We start from the raw sequence: 23,973 nt of genomic DNA, 5'->3' as shown, positions 1-23,973 counted from the left end.
CCGTCCGGGCCGGGAACGGCGAGAGCCCCCGGTCGGTGACCGGGGGCTCTCGCTGCGCTGTAGCCCCGAAGGGATTCGAACCCTCGCTACCGCCGTGAGAGGGCGGCGTCCTGGGCCGCTAGACGACGGGCCGTGCGGTGGTGCGGTCCTGCGGTGGTGCGGTGCTGCTGAGGTGCGGTGGTGCTGAGGAGGTGGTGCTTCCTCGCTGGGGTACCAGGACTCGAACCTAGACTAACGGAGCCAGAATCCGTCGGGCTGCCAATTACCCCATACCCCAAGGCTTGGCCGGCACCTCGCGGCGCCGGGGAGAACGATACCCGACGCCCGACGGCGACGTGTCACCACCCCCGGGTCCGCGGGTCGCCCGCCGGGACCCGCAGGTCGCGGGCCTCCGTCAGCACCTCGGTCCGCAGCCGCCGGCGCGAGGCCGCGACGAGCGCGACGTAGGCCCCCATCGACGCCAGCGTGAGCAGCAGGTACAGCAGCCCGACGCCGGCCGGCACCTCCTCGGTGGCGACCTCGTCGCCGAGGAACCCGGCCAGGAGGAACACGAGCACGTTGTTCACCGCGTGCAGGACGATCGCCGCCTCCAGGCCACCGGTGATCCACACCACGGCCGAGGCGGCCAGGCCGAAGGCGAACCGGTCCAGGAACGTGACGACGTCGCCGGGCGCGTGGGCCAGCGAGAACAGCGCGGCGGTGAGGACCGCGGCCGTCACCGCGCCGGCCCGCGGGCTGCGGATCCAGCCGGCGATCGTCTGGCTGAGGTAACCGCGGAAGACGTACTCCTCGGCGGCCGACTGCAGGGGCGTGGTGAGGACCACGACCAGCAGCAGCCAGCCGACGTCGTCGACCGGGCCGGTGACCCCGGCGTCGCCGAGCAGGTAACCCAGGACCACCGACGCGACGATGCCCACGCCGAGCGTGGCCAGGGCCCGCAGGGTGAACGGCGCGATCAGCCGCCAGCGCAGCCGGGCCAGCACCGACGACGACCAGCCCGGCCGCATGCCGTGCGCGGCCACCCAGACCAGCCAGACGATGGGGATCGCCACGATCAGCGACAGGTTGGTCAGCAGCAGCACGCCGGGGTCGACCAGGTCGAGCAACTGGAGGTCCGGCGAGACGCCGGTCAGCACGACGAGCAGGACGACCACGAACGCCGCGACGCCGTAGGCGACGGTGAACAGCAGCAGGCCCAGCAGCGGCCGCCACCACGCCCAGTCCCGCGCCCGCATGACGCGCAGGAAGGGCACCGGCTCGTCGTGCGGCGGCGTGCCGGGCGGCGGGGCCAGCGTCACGCCCGGTGGGAGGGGGCCGGGTCCGGCCGGGCCGTGCGGACCGGGCGGCAGCGGCACCGGGCCCAGCGGCCACGGCACCGGGCCGGGTCCTCCGCCCCCGGCCGGCGCCCACGGCCCTCCCCCGAGCCGGTACGGCGTGCCGGGCACCATCGGCGGCGCCCCGTAGGGACCGGTGGGTGGCGGGCCGGTGTAGGGCTCCCCGTCCCAGCCGGCGGGCCCGGCCGGGGGCGGACCGCCCCAGGGCGGGAGGGTCACCCCGCTGCGTCCCGGGCCGCCGCGAAGCGCGCCAGGGTGCGCTCGCGGCCGAGCAGCTCGATCGACTCGTACAGCGGCGGCGACACCGTGCGACCGCTGACGGCGACCCGCACCGGCCCGAAGGCCTGCCGCGGCTTGCGGCCCAGCCCGTCGACCAGCGCGGCCTTGAGGGCCTGCTCGATGCCGGCGGCGCTCCAGTCGGCCAGGTCGCGCAGCGCGCCCGCGGCGGCGTCGAGGACCTCGCCGTCCTCGGGCCGCAGGTTCTTCGCGGCGGCCGCGGGGTCGATGGCGACCTCCTCGGTGAAGAGGAAGCCGAGCAGGCCGACGGCGTCGGAGAGGACCACCGTGCGCTCCTGCGCCAGCGGCGCGATCGCGCGCAGCACCCGGTCCTGCTCGGCCGACGGCGGGTCGGTCACCAGGCCGGCGCCGGCGAGGAAGGGCACCACGCGGGCGACGTACTCCTCGACCGGCAGCTCGCGCACGTGGGTGGCGTTGATCGCCTCGGCCTTCTTCAGGTCGAAGCGGGCGGGGTTGGCGCTGACCCGGGTGACGTCGAAGGCCTCGACCATCTCGGCCATCGAGAACACGTCGCGGTCCTCGGCGATCGACCAGCCCAGCAGCGCCAGGTAGTTGGCGAAGCCCTCGGGGAGGAAGCCGCGCTCGCGGTACACGTCGACGTTGGACTGCGGGTCGCGCTTGGACAGCTTCTTGCTGCCCTCCCCGGTGACGTAGGGCAGGTGGCCGAAGCGCGGGGTGCCGCTCGCGACGCCGACGTCCTGCAGCGCCCCGTAGAGGGCGAGCTGGCGGGGCGTGGAGGGCAGCAGGTCCTCGCCGCGCAGCACGTCGGTGATGCCCATCAGCGCGTCGTCGACCGGGTTGACGAAGGGGTACAGCGGCGCGCCGTTGCCGCGCACCAGGACGAAGTCGGGCACCGAGCCGGCGGCGAAGCGGACCTCGCCGCGGACCAGGTCGGTCCACACCAGGTCCTCGTCGGGCATCCGCAGTCGCAGCACCGGGTCGCGGCCCTCGGCGCGGAAGGCGGCCCTCTGCGCGTCGGTGAGGAACCGGTCGGCGTTGTCGTAGCCGAGCTTGGGGTCCTGCCCGGCGGCCAGGCGCCGCGCCTCGACCTCCTCGTTGGTCGAGAACGACTCGTAGGCGTGCCCGGCCTCGAGCAGCCGCGCGGCGACGTCGCGGTAGACCTCGGCGCGCTCGGACTGCCGGTACGGCGCGTGCGGACCGCCGACCTCGGGGCCCTCGTCCCAGTCCAGGCCCAGCCAGCGCAGGCAGTCGAGCAGGTGGCGGTAGGACTCCTCGGAGTCGCGGGCGGCGTCGGTGTCCTCGATGCGGACGACGAACGCGCCGCCGGTGTGCCGCGCGTGCGCCCAGTTGAACAGCGCGGTGCGCAGCAGGCCGACGTGGACCATGCCCGTCGGCGAGGGGCAGAAGCGGGTGCGCACGCCGGTCACCGGGCGCTCCCGGCGGTGGAGGCGGTGTCGGCGCCGCTCACCGAGTTGGTCAGCGAGCCCAGCCCCTCGATCGCGCACTCGACCCGCTGGCCCGGCCGGATCGGCCCCACGCCGGCCGGGGTGCCGGTGAGGACGACGTCGCCGGGCAGCAGCGTCATGACCTGCGAGATGTAGCTGACCAGCGTGGGGACGTCGAAGAGCAGCTGGCTGGTGCGCCCGGCCTGCCGCGGCTCGCCGTCGACGGTGCAGGTGATCTCCAGGTCGGCCGGGTCCTTGCCCACGCCGCGCAGGTCGGTCTCGATCCACGGGCCCAGCGGGCAGAAGGAGTCGAAGCCCTTGGCGCGGGTCCACTGCCCGTCGGCCTTCTGCATGTCCCGCTCGGTGACGTCGTTGCCGATCGTGTAGCCGAAGACGCTGCCCGGGACCTGCTCGGGGGTCAGGTTGCGCGCACCGCGGGCGCCGATGACGACGGCGAGCTCGACCTCGTGGTGGACGTTGGTGCTGCCCGAGGGGATGCGGATGGCGTCGCCCGGGCCGATCACCGACGTCGACGGCTTGAGGAACAGCAGCGGGCGCTCGGGCGCGTCGCCGGTGTTCATCTCCTTGACGTGGTCGGCGTAGTTCTTGCCGACGCAGACCACCTTGCTCGGCAGGATCGGCGAGAGCAGCCGGACGTCGGCCTGCGCGAAGCGCTGGCCGGTGAAGGAGATGGTCCCGAACGGGTGGCCCTCGATCTGGGCGACCTGGCCGTCGCCGTCGAGGACTCCGAAGGACATGCCCGAGGGCGAGGCGAAGCGGACGATGCGCACGCCGTCGAGGCTACTGACCCCGCGCGTCCCCGCCGCCCGCCCTACGGTGACCGGGTGGCCGCCCGGTTCAGCGAACTCGTGATCGACAGCCGCGACCCCGAGGCGCTGGCCGCCTGGTGGGCCGAGGTGCTGGACTACCGGGTGCTCGGGCGCGACGACGACGGCGCGGTCGAGATCGGTCCGGAGGCGGGTTTCGGTGGCGCGGCACCGACGCTGGTGTTCGCGCCGGTCGCCGACCCCGACCCCGGCAAGCCGCGGCTGCACGTCGACGTCAGCGCCACCGACCGTGACCAGGACGCCGAGCTGCAGCGCCTGCTGGACCTCGGCGCCACCCCGGCCGACGTCGGGCAGACCGGGGAGGAGAGCTGGCACGTGCTCGCCGACCCCGAGGGCAACCCCTTCTGCCTGCTGCGCCGCCGACTCGACCCGTTGTGACCCCCGAGGAGTTGCCGTGATCCTGATCGTCATCAAGTTCCCCGTCCGGCCCGACGCGATCGAGGAGTTCCGCGCCAAGGCCGACGAGTACGCCGCCGCGGTGAACGCCGAGGAGGGCAGCCTCTTCTTCGAGTGGTCGCGCAGCGTCCTGGACCCGAACACCTTCGTCTGCATCGAGGGCTTCCGGGACTCCGACGCCGGCGCCTCGCACGTGGCGACGCCGCACGCGAAGGCCGCCTTCGACTGGATGTCGGACCTGGTCGCCGAGCAGCCGCAGATCATCTACGTCGACACCCCCGAGGTGGACGGCTTCGGCCCGATGGGCGAGGTCCGGCCGCGGAGGTGACACGGCGCGTCCGTCGACCCGCTGACCGGCGCGGCGGGACAGTGACCGCGTGACCCGCGTCCTGGCGGTGATGACCTGCCTCGCGCTGCTCACCGTCGCCGTGGAGGCCACCGCCGACCCCCACCCGCTGCTCGCGGTCGCCCTCGGGACGACGTACGCCGCGCACGCGCTGGTGTCGCTGTGGTGGCTGCCCCGGCAGCCGGCGCCGCGCCGGTACTGGCTCACGGCCGCGCACGTGTGCCTGCAGCTGCCGCTCGGCGTGCTGCTGTTCGCCGCGGCGCACGGCGCCGTCGGGGCCACGCTGCTGCTGCTCGTGCTGGTCAGCCAGTGCGTCCTGCTGCTCCCGCTGCCGGCGGCCGCCGCGGTGACGGCGGTCGTGCCGCTGGTGCACCTGGGCATGGGGTGGGCCGACTTCGCCCGCAACGCGCTGGGGCTGCTCGGGGCCGCGGTCTTCACCGCCGTCGTCACCGCCCTGCTGCAGCAGGCGCAGCGCGCGCGGGCCGAGCTCGCCGAGGCCAACGACCTGCTGCGCGGCTACGCCGCCCAGGCCGAGGAGCTGGCGACCACGCGCGAGCGCAACCGGCTGGCGCGCGACATCCACGACGGTCTCGGCCACCACCTGGCCGTCGTCTCGATGCAGGTCCAGGCGGCGCGGGCCGTGCTGCGGACCGACGCCGACCGGGCCGACGCCGTCCTCGCCAAGGCACAGCACCAGGCCGGGGAGGCGCTCGCCGAGGTGCGCCGGTCGGTCGCGGCCCTGCGGGCACCGGCGACCCGGCCGCCCCTGCGGCCGTCCCTCGAGGTGCTCACCGCGGAGGCGACCGCCGCGGGCGTACCCGCCACGCTCGAGGTGCGGGGCGTCGAGCGCCCGCTCCCGCCGGAGACCGAGGAGTCGCTGTTCCGCTCGGCGCAGGAGGGGCTGACCAACGTCCGCAAGCACGCCGGGGCGACCTGCGCGCGGGTGGTGCTCACCTACGGCGACGACGGCACGGTCCGGCTGGCCGTCCGCGACGACGGCACCGGCCTCCCGGGAGCCGCGGCCGGGGCCGGGGAGGGCTTCGGCCTGCTGGGGCTGCGCGAGCGGGCCGCCCGGGTCGGCGGCTGCCTCACCGTCGGGTCCTCCCCCGGCGCCGGCACCGAGCTGCTCGTCGAGGTGCCCGGGTGAGCCCGGTCCGGGTCCTCGTGGTCGACGACCAGGCGCTGTTCCGCGAGGCACTGGTCACGCTGCTCGGCGCCCGGCCCGAGGTCGAGGTGGTCGGCGAGGCCGGCGACGGGCACCAGGCGCTCGACCGGGCCGCGGCGCTGCGGCCCGACGTCGTCCTCATGGACCTGCACATGCCGGTGCTCGACGGGATCGGCGCCACCCGCCGCCTGCGGGTCGAGCAGCCCGGCGTCCGGGTGCTCGCGCTGACCACCTTCGACGACGACGAGGACGTCTTCGCCGCGCTGCGGGCCGGCGCGCTGGGCTACCTGCTCAAGGACGTCTCGTCCGACCGCCTCGTCGAGGCCGTGCTCTCGGCCGCCCGCGGGGAGTCGGTGCTGCAGCCGTCGGTGGCGGCCAAGGTGGTGGCCCGGTTCGCCCAGCTCGACGACGCCCCGCGCGAGCGGCCGCAGCCGCTGGTCGTGCCGCTGTCCGACCGCGAGCTCGACGTCCTCCGGCTCCTGGCCGACGGGCGCAGCAACCGGGAGATCGCCGGCGCGCTGTTCCTCGCGGAGGGCACCGTCAAGAACCACGTGACCAACGTGCTCGGCAAGCTCGGCGCCCGGGACCGCACCCAGGCGGCGCTGCGGGCACGGGCCCTCGACCTGCTCTGACGCCGGGGTCACGGCCCGGCCGTGACCCCGGACCGTGACCTCCGGCACGGGGCACGACCGCCGCGGCGCCCGACGCTCCCCGCCATGACGACGACACAGCGGCCCCGCAGCCGGCACACCTGGCACCTTGTCCGCCACTACCTGGAGATGGTGGTCGCGATGCTCGTGGGGATGGTCGTCCTCGGCCCGGTCGAGGACCTCCTCTGGCCCGGGCTGACCGCCCGCACCGACGTCCACGTCCTGGTCATGGCGACGAACATGGCGATCGGGATGGCCGCCTGGATGCGGTTCCGCGGACACTCGTGGCCGGCGGTCGCCGAGATGTCGGCGGCCATGTACGTGCCGTTCGCCGTCCTGCTGGTGCCCCACTGGGCCGGCGCGGTGTCCGGGGACCTGCTGATGACCGCCGGGCACGTGCTCATGCTCCCGGCCATGGCGCTGGCCGTGTGGTGGCGCCTCGACGAGTACGCCCACCACTGACTCCGCACCCCGTCCCGCCCTCCGCCCGCGGAGAGCGGGACGGGCGCGTCAGCGGTGGCGGACGGCGTAGGTCAGCGCGTCGACCAGCGCGTGCCAGGAGGCCTCGACGATGTTGTCGTGGACGCCGACGGTGGTCCACTCCCCCACGCCGTCGGTGGTGTCGATGAGCACCCGCGTCGTGGCGCTCGTGCCGCCCTTCCACCCGAGGATGCGGACCTTGTAGTCGGCCAGCGAGACGTCGGCCAGCTGCGGGTGGCGGCTGACCAGCGCCTGCCGCAGCGCGTTGTCCAGGGCGTTGACCGGGCCGTTCCCCTCGCCGGTGCTGATGATCCGCTCCCCGTCGACGTGGATCTTGACCGTCGCCTCGCTCACGACGACGCCGTTGCCCCAGTGCTCGACGGTCGTCCGGTAGCTCTCCAGCTCGAACAGGGGGGCGGGGGCGCCGGGCAGCGAGGAGCGCAGCAGCAGCTCGAAGGAGGCGTCGGCGGCCTCGAACGACCAGCCGTCGGCCTCGAGCCCCTTGACCCGGTCGACGACCGCCCCGACGACGTCGGCGTGCCCGTCCAGGTCGACGCCGAGCTCGCGGCCCTTGAGCTCGACCGAGGCGCGGCCGGCCATCTCGGTGACCAGGATGCGCATGTCGTTGCCGACGACGGCCGGGTCGAGGTGGTTGTAGAGCTCGGGGCTGACCTTGATCGCGCTGGCGTGCAGGCCGGCCTTGTGCGCGAAGGCCGACGTCCCGACGTAGGGCTGGTGGTCGTCGGGGGCGATGTTGGCGAGCTCGGCGATCGCGTGGCTGACCCGCTGCAGCTCGGCCAGGCAGTCCGCGGGCACGACCGGCAGGCCCATCTTGGTGACCAGGTTGGCGACCAGCGCGAAGGTGTCGGCGTTGCCGGCCCGCTCGCCGTAGCCGTTGGCGGTGCCCTGCACGTGGGTCACGCCGGCCTCGACGGCGGCCAGGGAGTTGGCGACCGCGCACCCGGTGTCGTCCTGGCAGTGGATGCCGAGACGTCCGTCGACCCGCGAGCGGACGTCGGCGACCACCCGGCCCACGCCCATCGGCAGCATGCCGCCGTTGGTGTCGCACAGGACGCCGACCTCGGCGCCGGCACCGAACGCGGCGCGCAGCACCCGCACGCCGTAGTCGGGGTCGGCGGCGTACCCGTCGAAGAAGTGCTCGCAGTCGACGAACACCCGGCGGCCGTGCGCCACGAGGAAGGCGACCGTGTCGGCCACCATCGCGAGGTTCTCCTCCAGCGTGGTGCGCAGCGCGTCCCGCACGTGCCGGACGTCGGACTTGGCGACCAGGCAGACCACCGGCGTCTCGGCGTCGAGCAGCGCGCGCACCTGCGGGTCGTCCTCGACGCGGACGCCGGCCTTGCGGGTGGCGCCGAAGGCGACGAGCACCGCGTGCCGCAGCTTGAGCTCGGTGCGGGCGCGCGCGAAGAACTCGGTGTCCTTGGGCAGCGCCCCGGGCCAGCCGCCCTCGATGTAGCCGACGCCGATCTCGTCGAGCAGCCTCGCCGTGGCCAGCTTGTCGGCGACGGAGAAGCTGATCCCCTCGCGCTGGGCGCCGTCGCGCAGCGTGGTGTCGAAGACGTGGAAGTCGAGGGTGTCCACGGGTGCTCCCGGGGGTTCGGCGGCGACCAGGCCCCTGACACGAAGAAGACCCCCCGGGAACGGGAGGTCTGCGCGCGGTCGGGGTGCTGACCGCGCGCTAGGTGATGATCGTGCCGGACAGGTGCATCGCGGCGAGTGTAGCCCCGGTGTCCCCCCACCCCGGTCACGGTGACGGCTCGCGGTGCGTGGGGCGGCGGTCGGGGAAACCGTTGACGCCGCGAGGACCCGAGCGGTTGGGTGGCCGTCCATCCCGCGGTACCGGACCCCGGTGAGACCGACCGTGCGAGGCGAGGGCACGCGGGGCCCGGCCCAGGGGGGCACCGTCATGACACTGGACGACGACGCGATCAGCAGGTTGCGGGAGCACTTCGCCGGGGAGCTGCTGCGGCCGGCCGACGCGGGGTTCACGCGGGCGAGGGCCGAGCTCCTCTGGAACGGGCAGATCGCCCGCCAGCCGGCGCTCGTCGCGCGACCGACGACGAACGAGGACGTGGCCGCGGCCATCGGCTTCGCGCGGGAGCGGGGCATGCGCCTCGGCGTGCGGGGCGGTGGCCACGGCGTCGCCGGAGCGGCCGTCCCCGAGGGGGGCCTGACGATCGACCTGTCCCGGATGGCGTCGGTCCGGGTCGACCCGGAGGCACGGCGCGCGTACGTGGGCGGCGGTGCGGCCTGGGCGGCGGTGGACGCGGCCACGGCCGACCACGGGCTCGCGGTCGTCGGCGGCACCGTCAGCCACACCGGCGTCGCCGGGCTGACGCTCACCGGCGGCATGGGGTGGCTGAGCCCGCTGCAGGGCCTCAGCTGCGACAACCTCCTGGCCGCGACCCTGGTGACCGCCGACGGCCGCACGGTGACCGCGTCGGAGGAGCACGAGCCCGACCTGTTCTGGGGGCTCCGCGGCGCGGGCACCAACTTCGGTGTGGTGACCGAGCTGGTGTTCGCGCTGCACCCGGTCAGCCCCGTGGCCAACCTCGGCATGGTCTTCTGGCGGGCGGAGGACGCCGCGGGGCCGCTGGCCTTCGCCCGCGAGTACGTCTTCCGGCTCCCCCCGCACGCCAGCGCCCTCGTGGCCGGCCTCTCGGCACCGCCGGAGCCGTTCGTCCCGGCCGAGGTCCAGGGCGCGCCCGGTGTCGCGGTGATGGTGGTCACCTGGGGCAGCCCCGAGGACCACGCCGGGCTGGTGGAGCCCCTCCTCGGGCGCGGGTCGGCCTTCGAGCTGGTCACCCCGATCCCGTACACGGCGCTGCAGCAGATGCTCGACGGGACGGCGCCGTGGGGCATCCAGGCCTACGACAAGGGGCTGAACCTCGACGACCTGTCGGACGAGGCCATCCGGGTGCTCCTCGACCGGCTGCCCCGCCGGCGGTCCCCGCTCTCCTTCGCCCCGCTCTTCCCGCTACGCGGCCGGTTCAGCGAGATCCCCGACGACGCCACCGCCTTCGGCAGCCCGCGCGCGCCGCACTGGGCGATGAGCATGGTGGGGCTGGCGGCGGACGAGGAGACCTTCGCCGCCGAGCGTGCGTGGGCGCGCGACCTCTACGACGCCCTGCGCCCCCTCGCACCGGACGGCGGCACCTACCTGAACTTCGACGTCGGCGCCGGACAGGAGCGGGTGCGAGCCTCCTACGGGGAGGAGAAGTACCGGCGGCTGGCGGCGCTGAAGGCCCTGTGGGACCCGGACGACGTGTTCCGGTCCGGCATCAGCATCACGCCCGCGCCGGCACCGGCCGCGGTCCCGGCGCCCCGGGGTGAGGCGTCGGCGGAGGTCCCGGCGTCGTCCGGCTGAGGCCTGCGCGGGACCCGGCGCAGGAGCCGGCGCGCGGGACCGCCGCTCAGCCGCCGGCGAGGGCGGCCAGGCGGTCGCCGACCTCGGCGGTGCGCACCTGCGCCTGCGGGTCGCGGGTGGACAGGTCGAAGGCGACGGCGGCGTTGACCTTGCGGGCGAGGTCGGCGGACCCGAGGTGGTCGAGCAGCAGGCCCACCGACAGCACCGTCGCCGTCGGGTCGGCGATGCCCTGGCCGGCGATGTCGGGCGCCGAGCCGTGCACCGGCTCGAACATGCTCGGGTTGGTGCCCGAGGCGTCGAGGTTGCCGCTGGCGGCCAGGCCGATGCCGCCGGTCACCGCCGCCGCGACGTCGGTGACGATGTCGCCGAAGAGGTTGTCGGTGACGATGACGTCGTAGCGGCCCGGGTCGGTGATGAAGAACATCGAGGCCGCGTCCACGTGCTGGTAGGCCACGGTGACCTCCGGGAACTCCGCGGCGACCTCCTCGACCGTCCGCGACCACAGCGACCCGGCGTGGGTGAGCACGTTGGTCTTGTGGATCAGCGTCAGGTGCCGGCGCGGCCGCGCCTGCGCCCGCTCGAACGCGTAGCGGACGACGCGCTGCACCCCGAAGGCGGTGTTGAGGCTGACCTCGGTGGCGATCTCGTGCGGGGTGTCGCGGCGCAGCACGCCGCCGTTGCCCACGTAGGGCCCCTCGGTGCCCTCGCGGACGCAGAGCATGTCGATGCTGCCGGGGTCGGCCAGCGGGCTGCGGACGCCGTCGTAGAGCTTGGCCGGGCGCAGGTTGACGTGGTGGTCGAGCTCGAAGCGCAGCCGCAGGAGCAGCCCGCGCTCGAGGATGCCCGGCGGCACGCCCGGGTCGCCGATCGCGCCGAGCAGGATCGCGTCGTGCCCGCGCAGCTCGTCGAGCACCGAGTCGGGCAGCAGCTCGCCGGTCCGCTGCCAGCGGGTGGCGCCCAGGTCGTAGTCCGTCGTCTCCAGGTCGGGGGCGACGGAGCGGAGGACCTTGAGGCCCTCGGCGACCACCTCGGGGCCGATGCCGTCTCCCGCGATCACAGCCAGGCGCATGGCGACGACCCTAGGTCAGCGCGGGTCGAGGTCGGCCGAGCGGGCCTCGCGCGCGCCGATCCGGCCGGCGATGTCGGCGAGCAGGTCGGCACCGACCGGGCTGTCGACGGTGACCGCCATGAGCGCCTCGCCGCCGCGGGTGGTGCGGCTGACCTGCGCCCCGGCGATGTTCACGCCGGCCTCCCCCAGCCGCGCGCCGACCGTCCCGACGACGCCGGGGCGGTCGGTGTAGACGAAGAACAACAGGTGACCCGACAGGTCGAGGTCCATGTCGAAGCCGTCGACCTCGACGAGCTTGGGCACCTGGTTCTTGCCGAACAGCGTGCCCGAGACGGCGATCTCGCGGCCGTCGGCCATGGCGCCGCGGACCCGGACCAGGTTGCGGTAGTCGGGGCTCTCGACGTCGCTGGTGAGCGTCACCTCCAGGCCGCGCTGCTCGGCGAGCAGCGGCGCGTTGACGTAGGTGACCTGCTCCTCGACGACGTCGGCGAACACGCCCCGGAGCACGGCCAGCTGCAGGACCGAGTCGTCGAACTCGGCGAGCTTGCCGCGCACGTCGACGGTGACCGACTGGGCCAGCCCGCCGGCGACGGCGGTGAACACCGTGCCCAGCTTCTCGGCCAGCGGCAGCCCGGGCCGCACGTCCTCGGCGACGACGCCGCCGGCCTGCACGTTGACCGCGTCGGGCACGAACTCGCCCTGCAGCGCCAGCCGGACCGAGTGGGCCACGGCGGTGCCGGCCTTGTGCTGCGCCTCCGTCGTCGAGGCGCCCAGGTGCGGCGTGACGACGGTGTTGGGGAGGCCGAACAGCGGGCTGTCGGTGGTGGGCTCGGTGGCGAAGACGTCGATCCCGGCGGCACCGACCTGACCCGAGCGCAGGGCGTCGGCCAGCGCGGCCTCGTCGACCAGCCCTCCCCGGGCGGCGTTGACGACGATCACGCCGCGCTTGGTGGTGGCCAGCTCGTCGGCCCCGATCAGGCCGAGGGTCTCGGGCGTCTTCGGCAGGTGGACGGTGATGAAGTCCGACTCGCGGAGCAGCTCCTCCAGCGACACCATCCGCACCCCGAGCTGCGCGGCGCGGCCGGGCTGGATGTAGGGGTCGTAGGCGATCAAGGTGGTACCGAAGGCGGCCAGGCGCTGGGCGACCAGCTGGCCGATGCGGCCCAGGCCGACGACGCCGACCACCTTGTCGGTGACCTCGACGCCCATGAACTGCGACCGCCTCCAGGCGCCCTCGCGCAGCGACGCGTCGGCGGCGGGGATCTGGCGGGCGGCGGCCAGGAGCAGGGCGACGGCGTGCTCGGCGGCGCTGACGATGTTGGACGTCGGGGCGTTGACCACGAGGACGCCGCGCTCGGTGGCGGCGGCGACGTCGACGTTATCCAGGCCGATGCCGGCGCGGGCGACGACCTTGAGGTTCGGTGCCGCGGCGAGCGCCTCGGCGTCGATCCGCGTGGCGCTGCGGATCATGACGGCGGCCGCGTCGGCGAGCGCGGGCAGCAGCGCGGACCGGTCGGCGCCGTCGACGGAGCGGATCTCGACGTCGGTGCCCAGGACCTCCAGGACGCTGGGGGCGAGTTCCTCGGCGATCAGGACGACGGGCGCGGTCTCGGTCACGCGGTCCACAGCGCAGGGACGGGGCGGGCTGTTCCCGCCGTCCGCCCTGCTCGCGGGCCGGTCACGGAGCGGGAACGGCGCGCCCCAGAGGTCACAGTCCCGCTCCGGTGGGGGTGGGCTGCTTGCCCGTGCCCGAGCGCGCCCGCATCCTGGCGCGCGACGCGCCGCACCAGGAGGCGCCCGCAAGGGAGAACCATGACTGACTTCGGCAAGGACCAGGGCGGGGCGTCGGCCTCCGGCCAGGGGCAGCCCTCGGACCAGCAGTACGGCCAGCAGCACGGACAGCAGGGACACGGCCAGCAGGGGTACGGCCAGACCCAGCCCTACGGCCAGCAGGGGTACGGACAGCAGGGGTACGGCCAGCAGGGGTACGGGCAGCAGGGACACGACCAGCAGGGGTACGGCCAGACCCAGCCCTACGGCCAGCAGGGGTACGGACAGCAGGGGTACGGCCAGCAGGGGTACGGCCAGCAGGGGTACGGCCAGGCCCAGCCCTACGGCCAGCAGGACTACGCCCAGCAGTACGGGCAGCCGTACGGGCAGGGCGGCGTCCCGGCCAAGCCCGGCGGCGTCGTGACGGCCGCCGTCCTCGGCTTCGTCTTCGGCGCGATCGGCGTCCTGTTCAGCCTGCTGCTGATCTTCGCCGGCGCGGTGGCCAGCGGTGCGGGTGACGACCTGGACAACGAGATCCCCGGCTTCGGTGCCGTCGCCGGCGCCGTCGGGGGCGTCATCCTGGTGATCGGCCTCGTCGTGCTGGTCTGGACCGTCGTCATGATCTGGGGCTCGGTGTGGGCGCTGACCGGGCGCAGCCGGGTGATGCTGCTGGTCGGCGGCTCGATCGCGCTGGCGTTCACCCTGTTCGGGCTGATCGGCAACCTGTCCGACGCCGACACCGCCGGTGCGGGCGGGATCATCACCAGCCTGCTGTTCTTCCTGGGCGCCCTGGCGATCGTCGTCCTGCTGGCCATGAAGCCGGCGGCCGCGTTCTTCGCCGCGCACCGGGCACGCCGCGGCCGCTGACCGCGTTCACCCCGTGGGGGTCCGCCGACACCGGCGGGCCCCCACGGACGTCTCGCAGCGGCTAACGTCCGCCGCCGGTCCCCGACCGGGCGCCCGCCACTCCAGGAGGAAACCACAGCATGACCGGCCCCAGCTTCGACAAGAACACCCCGCAGGGCGGTCAGCCCTACGGCGCGCCCGGCTCCCAGCCCCACGGCCAGCACCAGCCCTACGGCCAGCCGTACGGCCAGCAGTCCCCCGGCCCGGCGCCCTACGGCGGAGGCTTCGGCGGCCCCTCGCCCTACGGCGCCCCGGGCGGCCAGCGGCCGACCCCCGTCACCGTCGCCGCGATCCTCGGCATCGTCATCGGCGGTCTCGGTACCCTCGGCGGGCTGATCTCGCTCACCGGCCTGGGCCTGGTCTTCGCGTTCGACGCGGTCCTCGGGCTGCTGCTCCTGCTGTCGCTGGCCAGCGCCATCGTGCTGCTCGTCGGCGGCATCCAGGCGCTCACCGGCAAGTCGCCCAAGCTGCTGGTCTACGGCAGCTACGCCTCCATCGGCGTGCAGCTGCTCTACCTGCTCTGGTCGGCCATCAGCGGCTGGGGCTTCGCCTTCACCGGCCTGCTGGGCTTCGTCATCCCGATCGCGATCGTCGCGCTCCTGCGGCAGCCGCCGGCCAAGCAGTACTACGCCTCGCGCGGCATGGCCTACTGACCTCCCGCACGGACACCGAACGGCCCCCGCTGCCAGCAGGCAGCGGGGGCCGTTCCGTGTCCGCGGCTAGTTGCGGGCGGCGGTGCCGGTGTAGTCGTCCGAGGCCGACACCCAGCTCATCAGGCCGCGCAGCCGGCGGCCGGTCTCCTCGATCGGGTGCGCCTCGGCCTCGGCGCGGCGGCGCCTGAAGTCCGGCGCGCCGGCGTCCTGGTCGGCGATGAACTCCGCCGCCCACGAGCCGTCCTTGATGCGGGCCAGCACGTCCTGCATCGTCTCCTTGACGCGGGCGTCGATGACCCGCGGCCCGGAGGTGTAGTCGCCGTACTCGGCGGTGTCGGACACCGACCAGCGCTGCTTGGCGATGCCGCCCTCGTACATGAGGTCGACGATCAGCTTCAGCTCGTGCAGGCACTCGAAGTAGGCGATCTCGGGCTGGTAGCCGGCCTCGGTGAGGGTCTCGAAACCGGCGGTCACCAGCGCGGACATGCCGCCGCAGAGCACGGCCTGCTCGCCGAACAGGTCGGTCTCGGTCTCCTCGGCGAAGGTCGTCCTGATGACGCCGGCCCGCGAGCCGCCGATGGCCTTGGCGTAGGACAGCGCCAGCTGCAGGGCCTGCCCGCTGGCGTCCTGCTCGACGGCGACCAGGCAGGGCACGCCCTTGCCGTTCTCGAACTCGCGGCGCACGAGGTGGCCGGGGCCCTTCGGGGCGACCATGGCGACGTCGACGCCGGCCGGGGGCTTGATGTAGCCGAACCGGATGTTGAAGCCGTGGCCGAAGAACAGCGCGTCGCCGTCCTGCAGGTTGGGCTCGATCGACTCGGTGTAGAGCGTCCGCTGCACGTGGTCGGGCGCCAGGATCATGATCAGGTCGGCCTCGGCGGCGGCCTCGGACGGCGTGACCACCCGCAGACCCTCGGCCTCGGCCTTGGCCCGGCTGTTGCTGCCCTCGGGCAGGCCGACGCGGACGTCCACGCCCGAGTCGCGCAGCGACAGGGCGTGCGCGTGCCCCTGGCTGCCGTAGCCGATGACGGCGACGGTGCGCCCCTGGATGATCGACAGGTCGGCGTCGTCGTCGTAGAAGATCTCGGCGGCCATGCGGTGGTGCTCCTCTGGTGTGGTGCCTTTATCGCGATAAAGGTCGGACGGGACGGTTCGGGATCAGGCGCTGCGGTCGACCGGGCGCAAGGTACCGGCGCCGCTCATCGAGCGCGGACCCCGGCCGAGGGCGACGGTGCCCGACTGCGCCATCTCCTTGATCCCCAGCGGGGCGAGGACGGCGAGCAGGGCCTGCAACTTGTCCGGGGTGCCGGTGGCCTCGAGGGTCACGGTGTCGGTGTTGACGTCGACCACGCGGGCGCGGAACAGCTCGGCGGTCTGCAGCACGGTGGTGCGCTCGGCCATCGGCGCGCGCACCTTCACCAGCAGCAGCTCGCGCTGCACCGCCGCGCCGCCGTCGAGCTCGACGATCTTGATGACCTCGACCAGCTTGTTGAGCTGCTTGGTCACCTGCTCCAGCGGGGCGGACTCCGCGTCGACGACGATCGTCATGCGCGAGAGGTCGGGGTTCTCGGTCGGCCCGACGGCCAGCGACTCGATGTTGAACGCGCGCCGGCTGAACAGCGCCGAGACGCGGGCCAGGACACCCGACTTGTTCTCGACCAGGACCGACAGGGTGTGGCGGGTCATCTCGGTCCCCTCAGACCTGGTTGTCGCCGAAGACCGGGCGCAGGTCGCGCGCGGCGAGGATGTCGTCGTTGCTCGAGCCCGCGGCGACCATCGGCCACACCTGGGCGTCGGCGCCGACGACGAAGTCGATGACCACCGGGGCGTCGGTGATCGCCATGGCCTTCTCGATGACGGCGTCGACGTCGTCCTTGGACTCGCAGCGCAGCCCCACGCAGCCCAGGGCCTCGGCGAGGGCGACGAAGTCGGGGATGCGCACCGGCTTCGCCGTGCCGTCGGCGTTGCGCGCCTGCAGCCTCGTGTTCGAGTAGCGGCCCTCGTAGAAGAGGGTCTGCCACTGCCGGACCATGCCGAGGTTGCCGTTGTTGATGACGGCGACCTTGACCGGGATGCCCTCGATGGCGCAGGTGGCCAGCTCCTGGTTGGTCATCTGGAAGCACCCGTCGCCGTCGATGGCCCACACCGTGGTGTCCGGGCAGCCGTACTTCGCGCCCATGGCCGCGGGGACGGCGTAGCCCATGGTCCCGGCGCCGCCGCTGTTGAGCCAGGTGCCCGGCTTCTCGTAGCGGATGAACTGCGCGGCCCACATCTGGTGCTGGCCGACGCCGGAGGTGTAGATCGCGTCGGGGCCGGCGATGGCACCGATCCGCTCGATCACGTACTGCGGCGACAGCGAGCCGTCCTCGGGCCACTCGTAGCCGAGCGGGTAGCGCGTGCGCCAGTCGTCGAGCTGCTGCCACCAGGCGGCGAGGTCCGGCGTGCGGCCGGCGGCGTGCTCGGCGCGCAGGGCGGTCACCAGCTCGGCGATCGTCTCCTTGGCGTCACCGACGATCGGCACGTCGGCCCTGCGGTTCTTGCCGATCTCGGCGGGGTCGATGTCGGCGTGCACGACCAGCGCGCCGGGCGCGAAGGTCGACAGCTCGCCGGTGACCCGGTCGTCGAAGCGGGCGCCCAGCGCCACGAGGACGTCGGCCTTCTGCAGCGCGGTCACCGCGGCGACGGTGCCGTGCATGCCGGGCATCCCCAGGTGCTGCGGCGAGCTGTCCGGGAAGGCGCCGCGGGCCATGAGGGTGGTGACGACGGGCGCGCCGGTGAGCGCGGCGAGCTCGGCGAGCTCCTCGGTGGCGCCGGCCTTGAGCACCCCACCGCCCACGTAGAGGACCGGGCGGCGGGCGCCGGCGATCATCGCCGCGGCCTCGCGCACCTGCTTGCCGTGCGGGCGGGTGGTCGGCTTGTAGCCGGGCAGGTCCAGCCGCGGCGGCCAGGAGAAGTCGGTGGTGGCCTGCAGGACGTCCTTGGGGATGTCGACCAGGACCGGGCCGGGGCGGCCGGTGGCGGCCAGGTGGAAGGCCTCGGCGATCCGCTGCGGGATCTCCGCGGCGTCGGTGACCAGGAAGTTGTGCTTGGTGATCGGCATCGTGATGCCGCGGATGTCCGCCTCCTGGAAGGCGTCGGTGCCGATCGCGCCGCTGGGGACCTGGCCGGTGATGGCCACGATCGGGACCGAGTCCATGTAGGCGTCGGCCAGCGGCGTCACCAGGTTGGTCGCGCCCGGGCCGGAGGTGGCCATGCAGACGCCGACCCGCCCGGTGGCCTGTGCGTAGCCGGTGGCCGCGTGCCCGGCGCCCTGCTCGTGCCGGACGAGGACGTGCCGCACGCGCGAGTCGAACAGCGGGTCGTAGGCCGGGAGGATCGCCCCGCCCGGGATGCCGAAGACCACCTCGACGCCCACGGCCTCGAGCGAGCGGACCAGGCTCTGCGCGCCGGTGATGCCGGTCGCGGGCAGGTGAGCGGACTCGGCGATGGAGCGGGCCGTCGTCTCGACACCGGCGAGGCCGGCTGCGGCCTCTCGGGTGGCGGACTCGCTCGGGGTGGTGGTCATGCGGGCTGTCTCCTGGGCCGGACGAGCGGGCGGACGTGCGGTTCGGTGTCTGCTCCGGGCGCGGGAGGGTCCCGGCGGTCCGCCGGGCCGGCCCCGCCCCGGGCCTCGTGCCAACAAAAAACCCCTCGTGCCGCGGGCACAGAGGGGCGTAGCGCGTCGGTCGGGCGACCGGCGCGCTAGGCGACTACGAGGAGCAGGCAGGCGGAGGGCACGGGCACACTGTGCGCCTCGGCCGAGCGGACGTCAACCAGGTCGTCCCACACCGTGGGACCGTGTCGTCCCGTTCATGGGACGGCGACCGGCACGGGCACCTCGAGCCGCGCGGCGTCGAAGCCGTCGACCACCGCGGCCAGCTCGTCGGCGGGCACCGGGCGGCCGATGAGCCAGCCCTGCAGGAACCGGCACCCCAGCGCGGTGAGGAGCGCCATCTGCTCCGGCGTCTCCACGCCCTCGGCGACGACGTCCATGCCCAGCGTGCGGCCCAGGTCGACGACGCTGCCGACCAGCGCGGCACCGCGCGGGTCGGTGTCGATGCCGGAGACGAAGCCCCGGTCCATCTTCAGCACCTGCACGGGCAGCCGGGCGAGGTAGGCCAGCGACGAGTAGCCCTTGCCGAAGTCGTCGAGGGAGACGATGCAGCCCAGCGCGGAGAGCTCGGCCAGCTCGGCCACCAGCCGCTCGTCGTCGTCCATGAGGACGCTCTCGGTCACCTCGATCATGAGCATCCGGGCGGGCAGGCCGGAGCGCTCGAGCGCGCGGGTGACGTCCTCGACCAGGCAGCGGGCCTGCAGGTGGCGCACCGAGATGTTGACGCCCAGCTTGAGGTCGCGGCCGCCGGCCACCAGCCGCGCGTGCTCGGCGGTCGCCGTCTCCAGCACCCACCGCTGCAGCGGCACGATGAGCCCGTCGTCCTCGGCCAGGCCGATGAACTCCTCCGGCGAGACCGGCCCGTGGACGGGGTGGTCCCAGCGCACCAGGGCCTCGACGCCGAGGATGCGGCGCTCGGCGGTGCCGGCGACCGGCTGGTGCACCAGCCGCAGCTGGCCCCGGGCGATGGCGCCGGGCAGGTCGCGGGCCAGCCGGCTGCGCCGGGCGGACTCCTCCACGAGGGCCTCCCCCGAGGCCCGGACGCCGTTCTTGCCCTGGGCCTTGACCGTGCGCAGCGCCAGGTCGGCCTCGCGGACGGTGGCCGAGGCGTCGGCGCCGGGCACCACCTCGGTGACGCCGACGCTCGCCGACGTGCGCAGGACGGGCCCGGCGCCCTCGGGGTCGCCGGGTGCGGCGTACCGGTGGGTGCGGTCCAGCCGCGTGACCAGCCGCTCGGCCAGCGCCAGCGCCTCGTCCGGGGCGGCGTCGACGACGAGGGCGAACTCGTCGCCGCCGAGCCGGGCGACCAGGTCGCCGGAGCGGGCCTCGGCGCGCAGCGAGTCGGCCACCTCGCACAGCAGCCGGTCCCCCGCGTCGTGCCCGGCGACGTCGTTGACCGCCTTGAAGCCGTCGAGGTCGACCAGCAGCACGCAGGAGCGGCGGCCGCGCGCGGCACCGGCCAGGGCGTCGTCGAGCGCGGCCATGAAGCGCGCGCGGTTGGGCAGGCCGGTGAGCGAGTCGGTGTAGGCCAGCCGCTCGAGCTCCCGGTGGCCGGCGCGGCGCTCGGTGACGTCGCGCAGGTGCAGCACGAGGCCGTCGCCGGCACGGCGGCCGGCGGCCGGGGCCGCGCCGGAGACCTCGACGTCGCGCCACGTGCCGTCGGTGGCGTGCAGCCGGCCGGTCGCGGGCAGGCCGTCGGGGGTGCCGTCCCGGAGGGCGGCGCCGACGCGGTCGAGCAGGTCGCGGTCCTCGGGGTGCAGCAGGTCGACGAGGACGGCGCCGAGGAGGTCGGCCTCGGCGCGGCCCAGCCGGTCGGCCACGGGGCCGGACGCGGAGGTGACCCGGCCGCCGGCGTCGAGGACCAGCGTGACGGCGTCACCGCTGTGCACCAGGGCGCGGAACCAGCCTTCGGTCCGCTCCAGGCGGCGGGTGAGCGCCGCGGCGTCCACGGCCCAGGACAGCGTCCGGGCCGAGGTGAGCACGACCAGGACGGCGGCCGCGACGGCCTCGCCCGCGGACGGGGACCGGCCGGTGACCGCGCCGCCGGTGACCGCGAGCAGCGCCGCGGTGGCCGCGCCGTGGGCGAGCACGCCGCCGCGCAGGGGCAGCGCGCGGCGGCCCGGCTCCTCTCGCGCGACGACGTCGCACAGGGCACCGCGCAGGCCCGCGCCGAGCATGGCCAGCCACGCGAGCACGGTGACTCCGCCCCAGACCGGGGACGCGGCCCCGGTGGACGTGCGGCCCAGCGCGCCGGCGAGCGCCACGAGCGCCATCGCGACGAAGCCGACGAGCAGCCAGCCCGCGGCCCGGCGGCGGGCCTCGGCGACGGCGGTCAGGGTGACCAGGCCGACGCCGCACAGCACCGCGCCGACCAGCGGGTAGCCGGCCGAGATGAGGCCCTGCTGCGGGTCGGCGGTCCGGGTGACGAGGTCGCCGAGCAGCACGCAGCCGAGCAGGGCGACGGCCACGGTGACGACCACGCCGTCGAGGAGCACCCGCGTGCCCACCCGCCGGGAGGCGCGCGGCGGCAGCAGGAGCACCGCCGCGGAGACGGCCACGGGGACCGCGAGCAGCACGGGCAGGTCCTCGACGCCGCCGGAGGACAGGTCCCGCCCGGGCCGGGCCAGGGCCAGGGCCTGGCCGAGGGCCAGCAGCGCGCCGGCACCGGCCAGCGCCCGCCACGGCCGGCCGGGCCGCCCGGGCAGCCGGGCGGCGCAGCGGGCGAGCACGACGGCGGCGGTCCCGGAGGCCACGCCGAGGGCGGCGGGCACGAGCCGGTCCGACGCCGGCACCCCGGCCAGCTGCGCGACGGTGGTGACGATCCCGAGGACGACGAGCAGGACCTGCGCCCCCGCGGCGGCGCGCACCGTGCGGCGCTCAGCCACGGCGGCCGGCCCGGACGGCGGGGAGGTCGGCAGGAGCGGGCACGGGATCGGCCGAGGAGCCGACCAGGCCGGGCCACAGCAGGCCCCCGCCGTCGCGCAGCAGGCCCACGAGGTCGGCCAGCGGCAGCGGGCGGGACAGCAGGAAGCCCTGCGCGTGGTCGAGGCCCAGGCCGCGCAGCACGCCGAGCTGGGCCGGCGTCTCGACGCCCTCGGCCACGACCTGCAGCCCGAGCGAGCGGCCGACGGTGAGGACCGCCTCGCACAGGGCGCGGCTCTGGCGGTCGCGGTCGACGCGGGAGACGAAGGACCGGTCGAGCTTGAGCACGTCGACCGGCAGCCGGGTGAGGTGGGCCAGCGAGGAGGAGCCGGTGGCGAAGTCGTCGAGGGCGACGTGCACGCCCATGAGCCGCAGCGCCTCGATGTCGACGGCGACGGAGTCGCCCTCGGCCAGCACGGTCGCCTCGGTGATCTCCAGGACCAGCCGCTCGGGGGCCAGGCCCGAGGCGCGCAGCGCGGAGGCGACGTCCTCGACGAGGGTCCGGTCGGCGACGTGCGCCGCGGAGACGTTGACGGCCAGGCGCAGGGGCGCCTCGCCGGTCGCCGGCAGCACGAGGACGGCCGCGGTCGCCTCGCGCAGCACCCAGCGCTGCAGCGCGCCGATGACCCCGGCCCGCTCGGCGATCGGGACGAACTCCCGCGGCGGGACCTCCCCGAGCTCCGGGTGCCGCCAGCGCAGCAGCGCCTCGACGCCGGCGACCCGCTTGTCGGTCATCGACACGATCGGCTGGAACGCCAGCCACAGCTCGCCGCGGTCGGCCGCGCCCGGCACGTCGTCCCGCAGGCGGGCCCGGCGGGCGGCGGCGGCACCGAGCGCCGGCGTCCAGCAGGTGGCGCGGGCCGAGCCGGACGTGCGGGCGGCCGCGACCGCGAGCTCGGCGCGGGCGCCGACCTCGGCGGCGTCGGTCCCCGGCACCACGACGACGACGCCGATGGCCGCGGTGAGGTCGAAGACGCCGGCGGGGGTGGTCACCGGCTGCTCCAGGACCGCCAGGCAGCGGTCGCCGAGCAGGGCCGCGGTGTCGGCGTCGCCCTCGGCGAGGACCGCGAAGGTCCCCCCGACGAGCCGGGCGACCACCTCGTCGGCGCGCACGGCGCTGCGCAGCCGCCGGCCGAGCTCGACCAGGACGGTGGCGACGGCGTCGCGCCCGGCGTGCTCGCGGACCTCCTCGAGCCCGGCGACCTCGACGAGGAGGACGGAGGACCCCGCCCGGGAGGTCGCCGGCGCGAGGGCGGCGTCCCAGCCGGCCCGGTTGGGCAGGCCGGTCAGCGCGTCGGTGAACGCGACCTCCTCGAGGGCGCGCTCGCGGGCCACGCGCTCGGTGACGTCGCGGCAGTGCAGCACCACCGAGCCGACGGCGGGGTCGGAGCGCAGGTCGGAGACGCTGGCCTCGAGACAGCTGCGGCTGCCGCCGGCGTCGCGGGCGTGCAGGGTCACCAGGCCGTCGGCGCCGGTGTCGAGGACGCGGCGCAGCTCGGCGGCGTCCCCCGGGTCGAGGGTGCCCGGCCGGCCGACGGCACCGGAGAGCACGTCGCGGCCGGTCAGGTCGGCCGGCGTGGTGCCCAGCAGCGCGGCCATGGCGGGCGAGGCCCAGCCCACGCGCAGGCGCCCGTCCAGCACGAGGACGGCGTCGCGGCCGGAGTGCAGCAGGTTGCGGAAGTACGCCTCGTCGCGGCGCAGCCGCGCCCCGCGGAGGTGGTCCTCGCGGGCGGTGACCCAGCGGTGCGCCGCCGACAGCGCCACGCACCCGAGGGCCCCGGCGAGCGTCACCCAGGTCGGCGTCGTCCCGAGCGCCAGCGGCACGACCACCAGCGCGACGACGACCACGAGCGCCAGGTGCGGCAGCACCGAGCGCAGCTGGTCGGCGTGCCCGCCGTTGGCGCAGCGGCGGACCTCGGGACCGGTGCCCGGGTCGAGCAGGCGCGCCACCACCAGCAGCGCCAGGCCGAGGACGACGGCCACCCGGGTCACGGGGACGGCGTCCGCGGCGCCGAGCAGCGCGGCGGAGGTGGCGGTCCCGCGGGCGGCGCAGAGCAGGACGAGCCCGCCGAGCAGCACGGTGGCCATCTGCTGGCGGTGCGCCTCGACGGCGCCGAGGACGGTCAGGCCGGCGGCCATCGTGGCCGCGCAGGCCACGACGGCGGCGCCGAGCACGAGCTGGGCGCCGAGCGACAGCGCCGTCCAGCTGTTGCCGGGGCCGACCAGCAGCAGCTGCATGACGACGAGCGCGGCGGCGCCGAAGAGGGCGAGCTCGAGCAGGGTCCGCCGGCAGGCGCGGCGCAGGCGGGACCGCTCGACCATGCCGAGCAGGGCCACCACGACGAGGACGTAGCCGGGGACCGTGGGCAGCCAGCGCAGCACCACCCCGGACAGGGCGGAGTCCGGCCCCACCGCGGTGCTGAGGAGCAGCCCGACGACCGGGAAGAGCGCCGCGGCGGCCATGAGCCGCCAGGGCGGCGCGGAGGGGTCGCCGGACCGGCTCAGCGCGAGCAGCGCCAGGCAGGTGAGCAGCCCGGCCAGGCCCGTGACCGCGTCGCCGACCGCGTCCAGCGAGGGTTCGACGGCAGCCAGGGCGCACGCCGCCACGGCCGGCACGGCGCACGCCAGCAGCCACCCGATCCGCCTGTCCACACCCGTGGTGTCGGCAGCGGCGCTCCCCGCCGACAGCCC

The 23,973-nt window shown here is 75.1% G+C and carries 19 protein-coding genes and 2 tRNA genes; 8 read left to right on the top strand and 13 right to left on the bottom strand.

Going from position 1 to position 23,973, the window contains the following annotated elements:
- Nucleotides 1-60: 60 nt before the first annotated feature.
- The 5 genes from JD79_RS11685 to JD79_RS11665 all read right to left on the bottom strand — a co-directional run bounded on the left by JD79_RS11685 (nt 61) and on the right by JD79_RS11665 (nt 3,828).
- Nucleotides 61-133: transfer RNA gene (locus JD79_RS11685), tRNA-Glu, on the bottom strand.
- Between the two features lie 72 nt (nt 134-205).
- A tRNA-Gln gene (locus JD79_RS11680) sits at nt 206-277 on the bottom strand.
- Nucleotides 278-338: 61 nt separating this feature from the next.
- The gene (locus JD79_RS11675) at nt 339-1,376 is read right to left on the bottom strand and encodes a CPBP family intramembrane glutamic endopeptidase (protein WP_146220429.1); all 1,038 of its coding nucleotides are present in this window, start codon (nt 1,374-1,376) and stop codon (nt 339-341) included.
- Nucleotides 1,377-1,549: 173 nt separating this feature from the next.
- Nucleotides 1,550-3,019 carry a glutamate--tRNA ligase gene (gltX, locus tag JD79_RS11670; RefSeq protein ID WP_245900034.1) on the bottom strand — a complete coding sequence of 490 codons (1,470 nt, stop codon included), beginning with the start codon at nt 3,017-3,019 and terminating at the stop codon, nt 1,550-1,552.
- Entirely contained in the window at nt 3,016-3,828 is an 813-nt protein-coding gene (locus JD79_RS11665) for a fumarylacetoacetate hydrolase family protein (protein WP_110005647.1), read from the bottom strand. The genes gltX and JD79_RS11665 overlap by 4 nt, the downstream gene beginning before the upstream one ends.
- A gap of 54 nt (nt 3,829-3,882) precedes the next feature.
- Here JD79_RS11665 and JD79_RS11660 point away from each other — a divergent pair, with 54 nt between their 5' ends.
- The 5 genes from JD79_RS11660 to JD79_RS11640 all read left to right on the top strand — a co-directional run bounded on the left by JD79_RS11660 (nt 3,883) and on the right by JD79_RS11640 (nt 6,904).
- Nucleotides 3,883-4,263 (top strand): VOC family protein, encoded by a 381-nt coding sequence (locus tag JD79_RS11660; protein ID WP_110005646.1) that lies wholly within the window; start codon nt 3,883-3,885, stop codon nt 4,261-4,263.
- Between the two features lie 16 nt (nt 4,264-4,279).
- The gene (locus JD79_RS11655; protein ID WP_110005645.1) at nt 4,280-4,609 is read left to right on the top strand and encodes a putative quinol monooxygenase; all 330 of its coding nucleotides are present in this window, start codon (nt 4,280-4,282) and stop codon (nt 4,607-4,609) included.
- A gap of 49 nt (nt 4,610-4,658) precedes the next feature.
- Nucleotides 4,659-5,774 carry a sensor histidine kinase gene (locus tag JD79_RS11650; protein ID WP_110005644.1) on the top strand — a complete coding sequence of 372 codons (1,116 nt, stop codon included), beginning with the start codon at nt 4,659-4,661 and terminating at the stop codon, nt 5,772-5,774.
- Nucleotides 5,771-6,424, top strand: a complete 654-nt coding sequence (locus JD79_RS11645; RefSeq protein ID WP_110005643.1) for a response regulator — start codon at nt 5,771-5,773, stop codon at nt 6,422-6,424. The genes JD79_RS11650 and JD79_RS11645 overlap by 4 nt, the downstream gene beginning before the upstream one ends.
- An 84-nt stretch (nt 6,425-6,508) precedes the next feature.
- Nucleotides 6,509-6,904 (top strand): hypothetical protein, encoded by a 396-nt coding sequence (locus tag JD79_RS11640; protein WP_110005642.1) that lies wholly within the window; start codon nt 6,509-6,511, stop codon nt 6,902-6,904.
- A gap of 48 nt (nt 6,905-6,952) precedes the next feature.
- Here JD79_RS11640 and cimA read toward each other — a convergent pair whose 3' ends face one another.
- On the bottom strand, nt 6,953-8,524 hold the full coding sequence (cimA, locus tag JD79_RS11635; RefSeq protein ID WP_110005641.1) for a citramalate synthase: 1,572 nt from the start codon (nt 8,522-8,524) through the stop codon (nt 6,953-6,955).
- A 325-nt stretch (nt 8,525-8,849) separates the two neighbouring features.
- On the opposite strand from cimA, the gene JD79_RS11630 reads away from it, so the two are divergent.
- Nucleotides 8,850-10,310, top strand: a complete 1,461-nt coding sequence (locus tag JD79_RS11630; RefSeq protein ID WP_110007644.1) for an FAD-binding oxidoreductase — start codon at nt 8,850-8,852, stop codon at nt 10,308-10,310.
- A 46-nt stretch (nt 10,311-10,356) separates the two neighbouring features.
- Here JD79_RS11630 and JD79_RS11625 read toward each other — a convergent pair whose 3' ends face one another.
- Entirely contained in the window at nt 10,357-11,379 is a 1,023-nt protein-coding gene (locus JD79_RS11625; RefSeq protein ID WP_110005640.1) for a 3-isopropylmalate dehydrogenase, read from the bottom strand.
- A gap of 15 nt (nt 11,380-11,394) precedes the next feature.
- Nucleotides 11,395-12,996, bottom strand: a complete 1,602-nt coding sequence (gene serA / locus JD79_RS11620; protein ID WP_110007643.1) for a phosphoglycerate dehydrogenase — start codon at nt 12,994-12,996, stop codon at nt 11,395-11,397.
- 195 nt (nt 12,997-13,191) lie between these two features.
- Between serA and JD79_RS23050 the strand changes: the two genes are divergently transcribed.
- Nucleotides 13,192-14,016, top strand: coding sequence for a hypothetical protein (locus tag JD79_RS23050; RefSeq protein WP_211307939.1), 825 nt, complete (start codon nt 13,192-13,194; stop codon nt 14,014-14,016).
- Nucleotides 14,017-14,135: 119 nt separating this feature from the next.
- Nucleotides 14,136-14,708 (top strand): hypothetical protein, encoded by a 573-nt coding sequence (locus JD79_RS11610; protein ID WP_110005639.1) that lies wholly within the window; start codon nt 14,136-14,138, stop codon nt 14,706-14,708.
- A 66-nt stretch (nt 14,709-14,774) separates the two neighbouring features.
- Here the strand turns inward: JD79_RS11610 and ilvC are convergent, their stop codons facing one another.
- From ilvC to JD79_RS11585, 5 genes are all read right to left on the bottom strand, one after another.
- Entirely contained in the window at nt 14,775-15,803 is a 1,029-nt protein-coding gene (gene ilvC / locus JD79_RS11605) for a ketol-acid reductoisomerase (RefSeq protein WP_110005638.1), read from the bottom strand.
- A gap of 63 nt (nt 15,804-15,866) precedes the next feature.
- Entirely contained in the window at nt 15,867-16,394 is a 528-nt protein-coding gene (gene ilvN / locus JD79_RS11600; RefSeq protein ID WP_110005637.1) for an acetolactate synthase small subunit, read from the bottom strand.
- 10 nt (nt 16,395-16,404) lie between these two features.
- Nucleotides 16,405-18,273 carry an acetolactate synthase large subunit gene (locus JD79_RS11595; RefSeq protein WP_110005636.1) on the bottom strand — a complete coding sequence of 623 codons (1,869 nt, stop codon included), beginning with the start codon at nt 18,271-18,273 and terminating at the stop codon, nt 16,405-16,407.
- Nucleotides 18,274-18,557: 284 nt separating this feature from the next.
- Nucleotides 18,558-21,245, bottom strand: coding sequence for a putative bifunctional diguanylate cyclase/phosphodiesterase (locus tag JD79_RS11590; protein WP_110005635.1), 2,688 nt, complete (start codon nt 21,243-21,245; stop codon nt 18,558-18,560).
- The gene (locus JD79_RS11585; protein WP_110005634.1) at nt 21,238-23,934 is read right to left on the bottom strand and encodes a putative bifunctional diguanylate cyclase/phosphodiesterase; all 2,697 of its coding nucleotides are present in this window, start codon (nt 23,932-23,934) and stop codon (nt 21,238-21,240) included. Before JD79_RS11585 ends, JD79_RS11590 begins: the two co-directional genes overlap by 8 nt.
- Nucleotides 23,935-23,973: the final 39 nt, after the last annotated feature.

Origin of the sequence: Geodermatophilus normandii (assembly GCF_003182485.1) — a bacterium.
Taxonomy (GTDB): Bacteria; Actinomycetota; Actinomycetes; order Mycobacteriales; family Geodermatophilaceae; genus Geodermatophilus; species Geodermatophilus normandii.
Note: the sequence above shows the minus strand (reverse complement) of the source record. Positions and strands in the feature narration are given on the sequence as shown.

Excerpts from the sequence above, each read along its gene's own strand:
- JD79_RS11610 (WP_110005639.1), top strand. The coding sequence starts at position 14,136 with ATGACCGGCCCCAGCTTCGACAAGAACACCCCGCAGGGCGGTCAGCCC.
- JD79_RS11625 (WP_110005640.1), bottom strand. The coding sequence starts at position 11,379 with ATGCGCCTGGCTGTGATCGCGGGAGACGGCATCGGCCCCGAGGTGGTC.
- ilvN (WP_110005637.1), bottom strand. The coding sequence starts at position 16,394 with ATGACCCGCCACACCCTGTCGGTCCTGGTCGAGAACAAGTCGGGTGTC.
- JD79_RS11630 (WP_110007644.1), top strand. The coding sequence starts at position 8,850 with ATGACACTGGACGACGACGCGATCAGCAGGTTGCGGGAGCACTTCGCC.
- ilvC (WP_110005638.1), bottom strand. The coding sequence starts at position 15,803 with ATGGCCGCCGAGATCTTCTACGACGACGACGCCGACCTGTCGATCATC.
- JD79_RS23050 (WP_211307939.1), top strand. The coding sequence starts at position 13,192 with ATGACTGACTTCGGCAAGGACCAGGGCGGGGCGTCGGCCTCCGGCCAG.
- JD79_RS11595 (WP_110005636.1), bottom strand. The coding sequence starts at position 18,273 with ATGACCACCACCCCGAGCGAGTCCGCCACCCGAGAGGCCGCAGCCGGC.
- JD79_RS11640 (WP_110005642.1), top strand. The coding sequence starts at position 6,509 with ATGACGACGACACAGCGGCCCCGCAGCCGGCACACCTGGCACCTTGTC.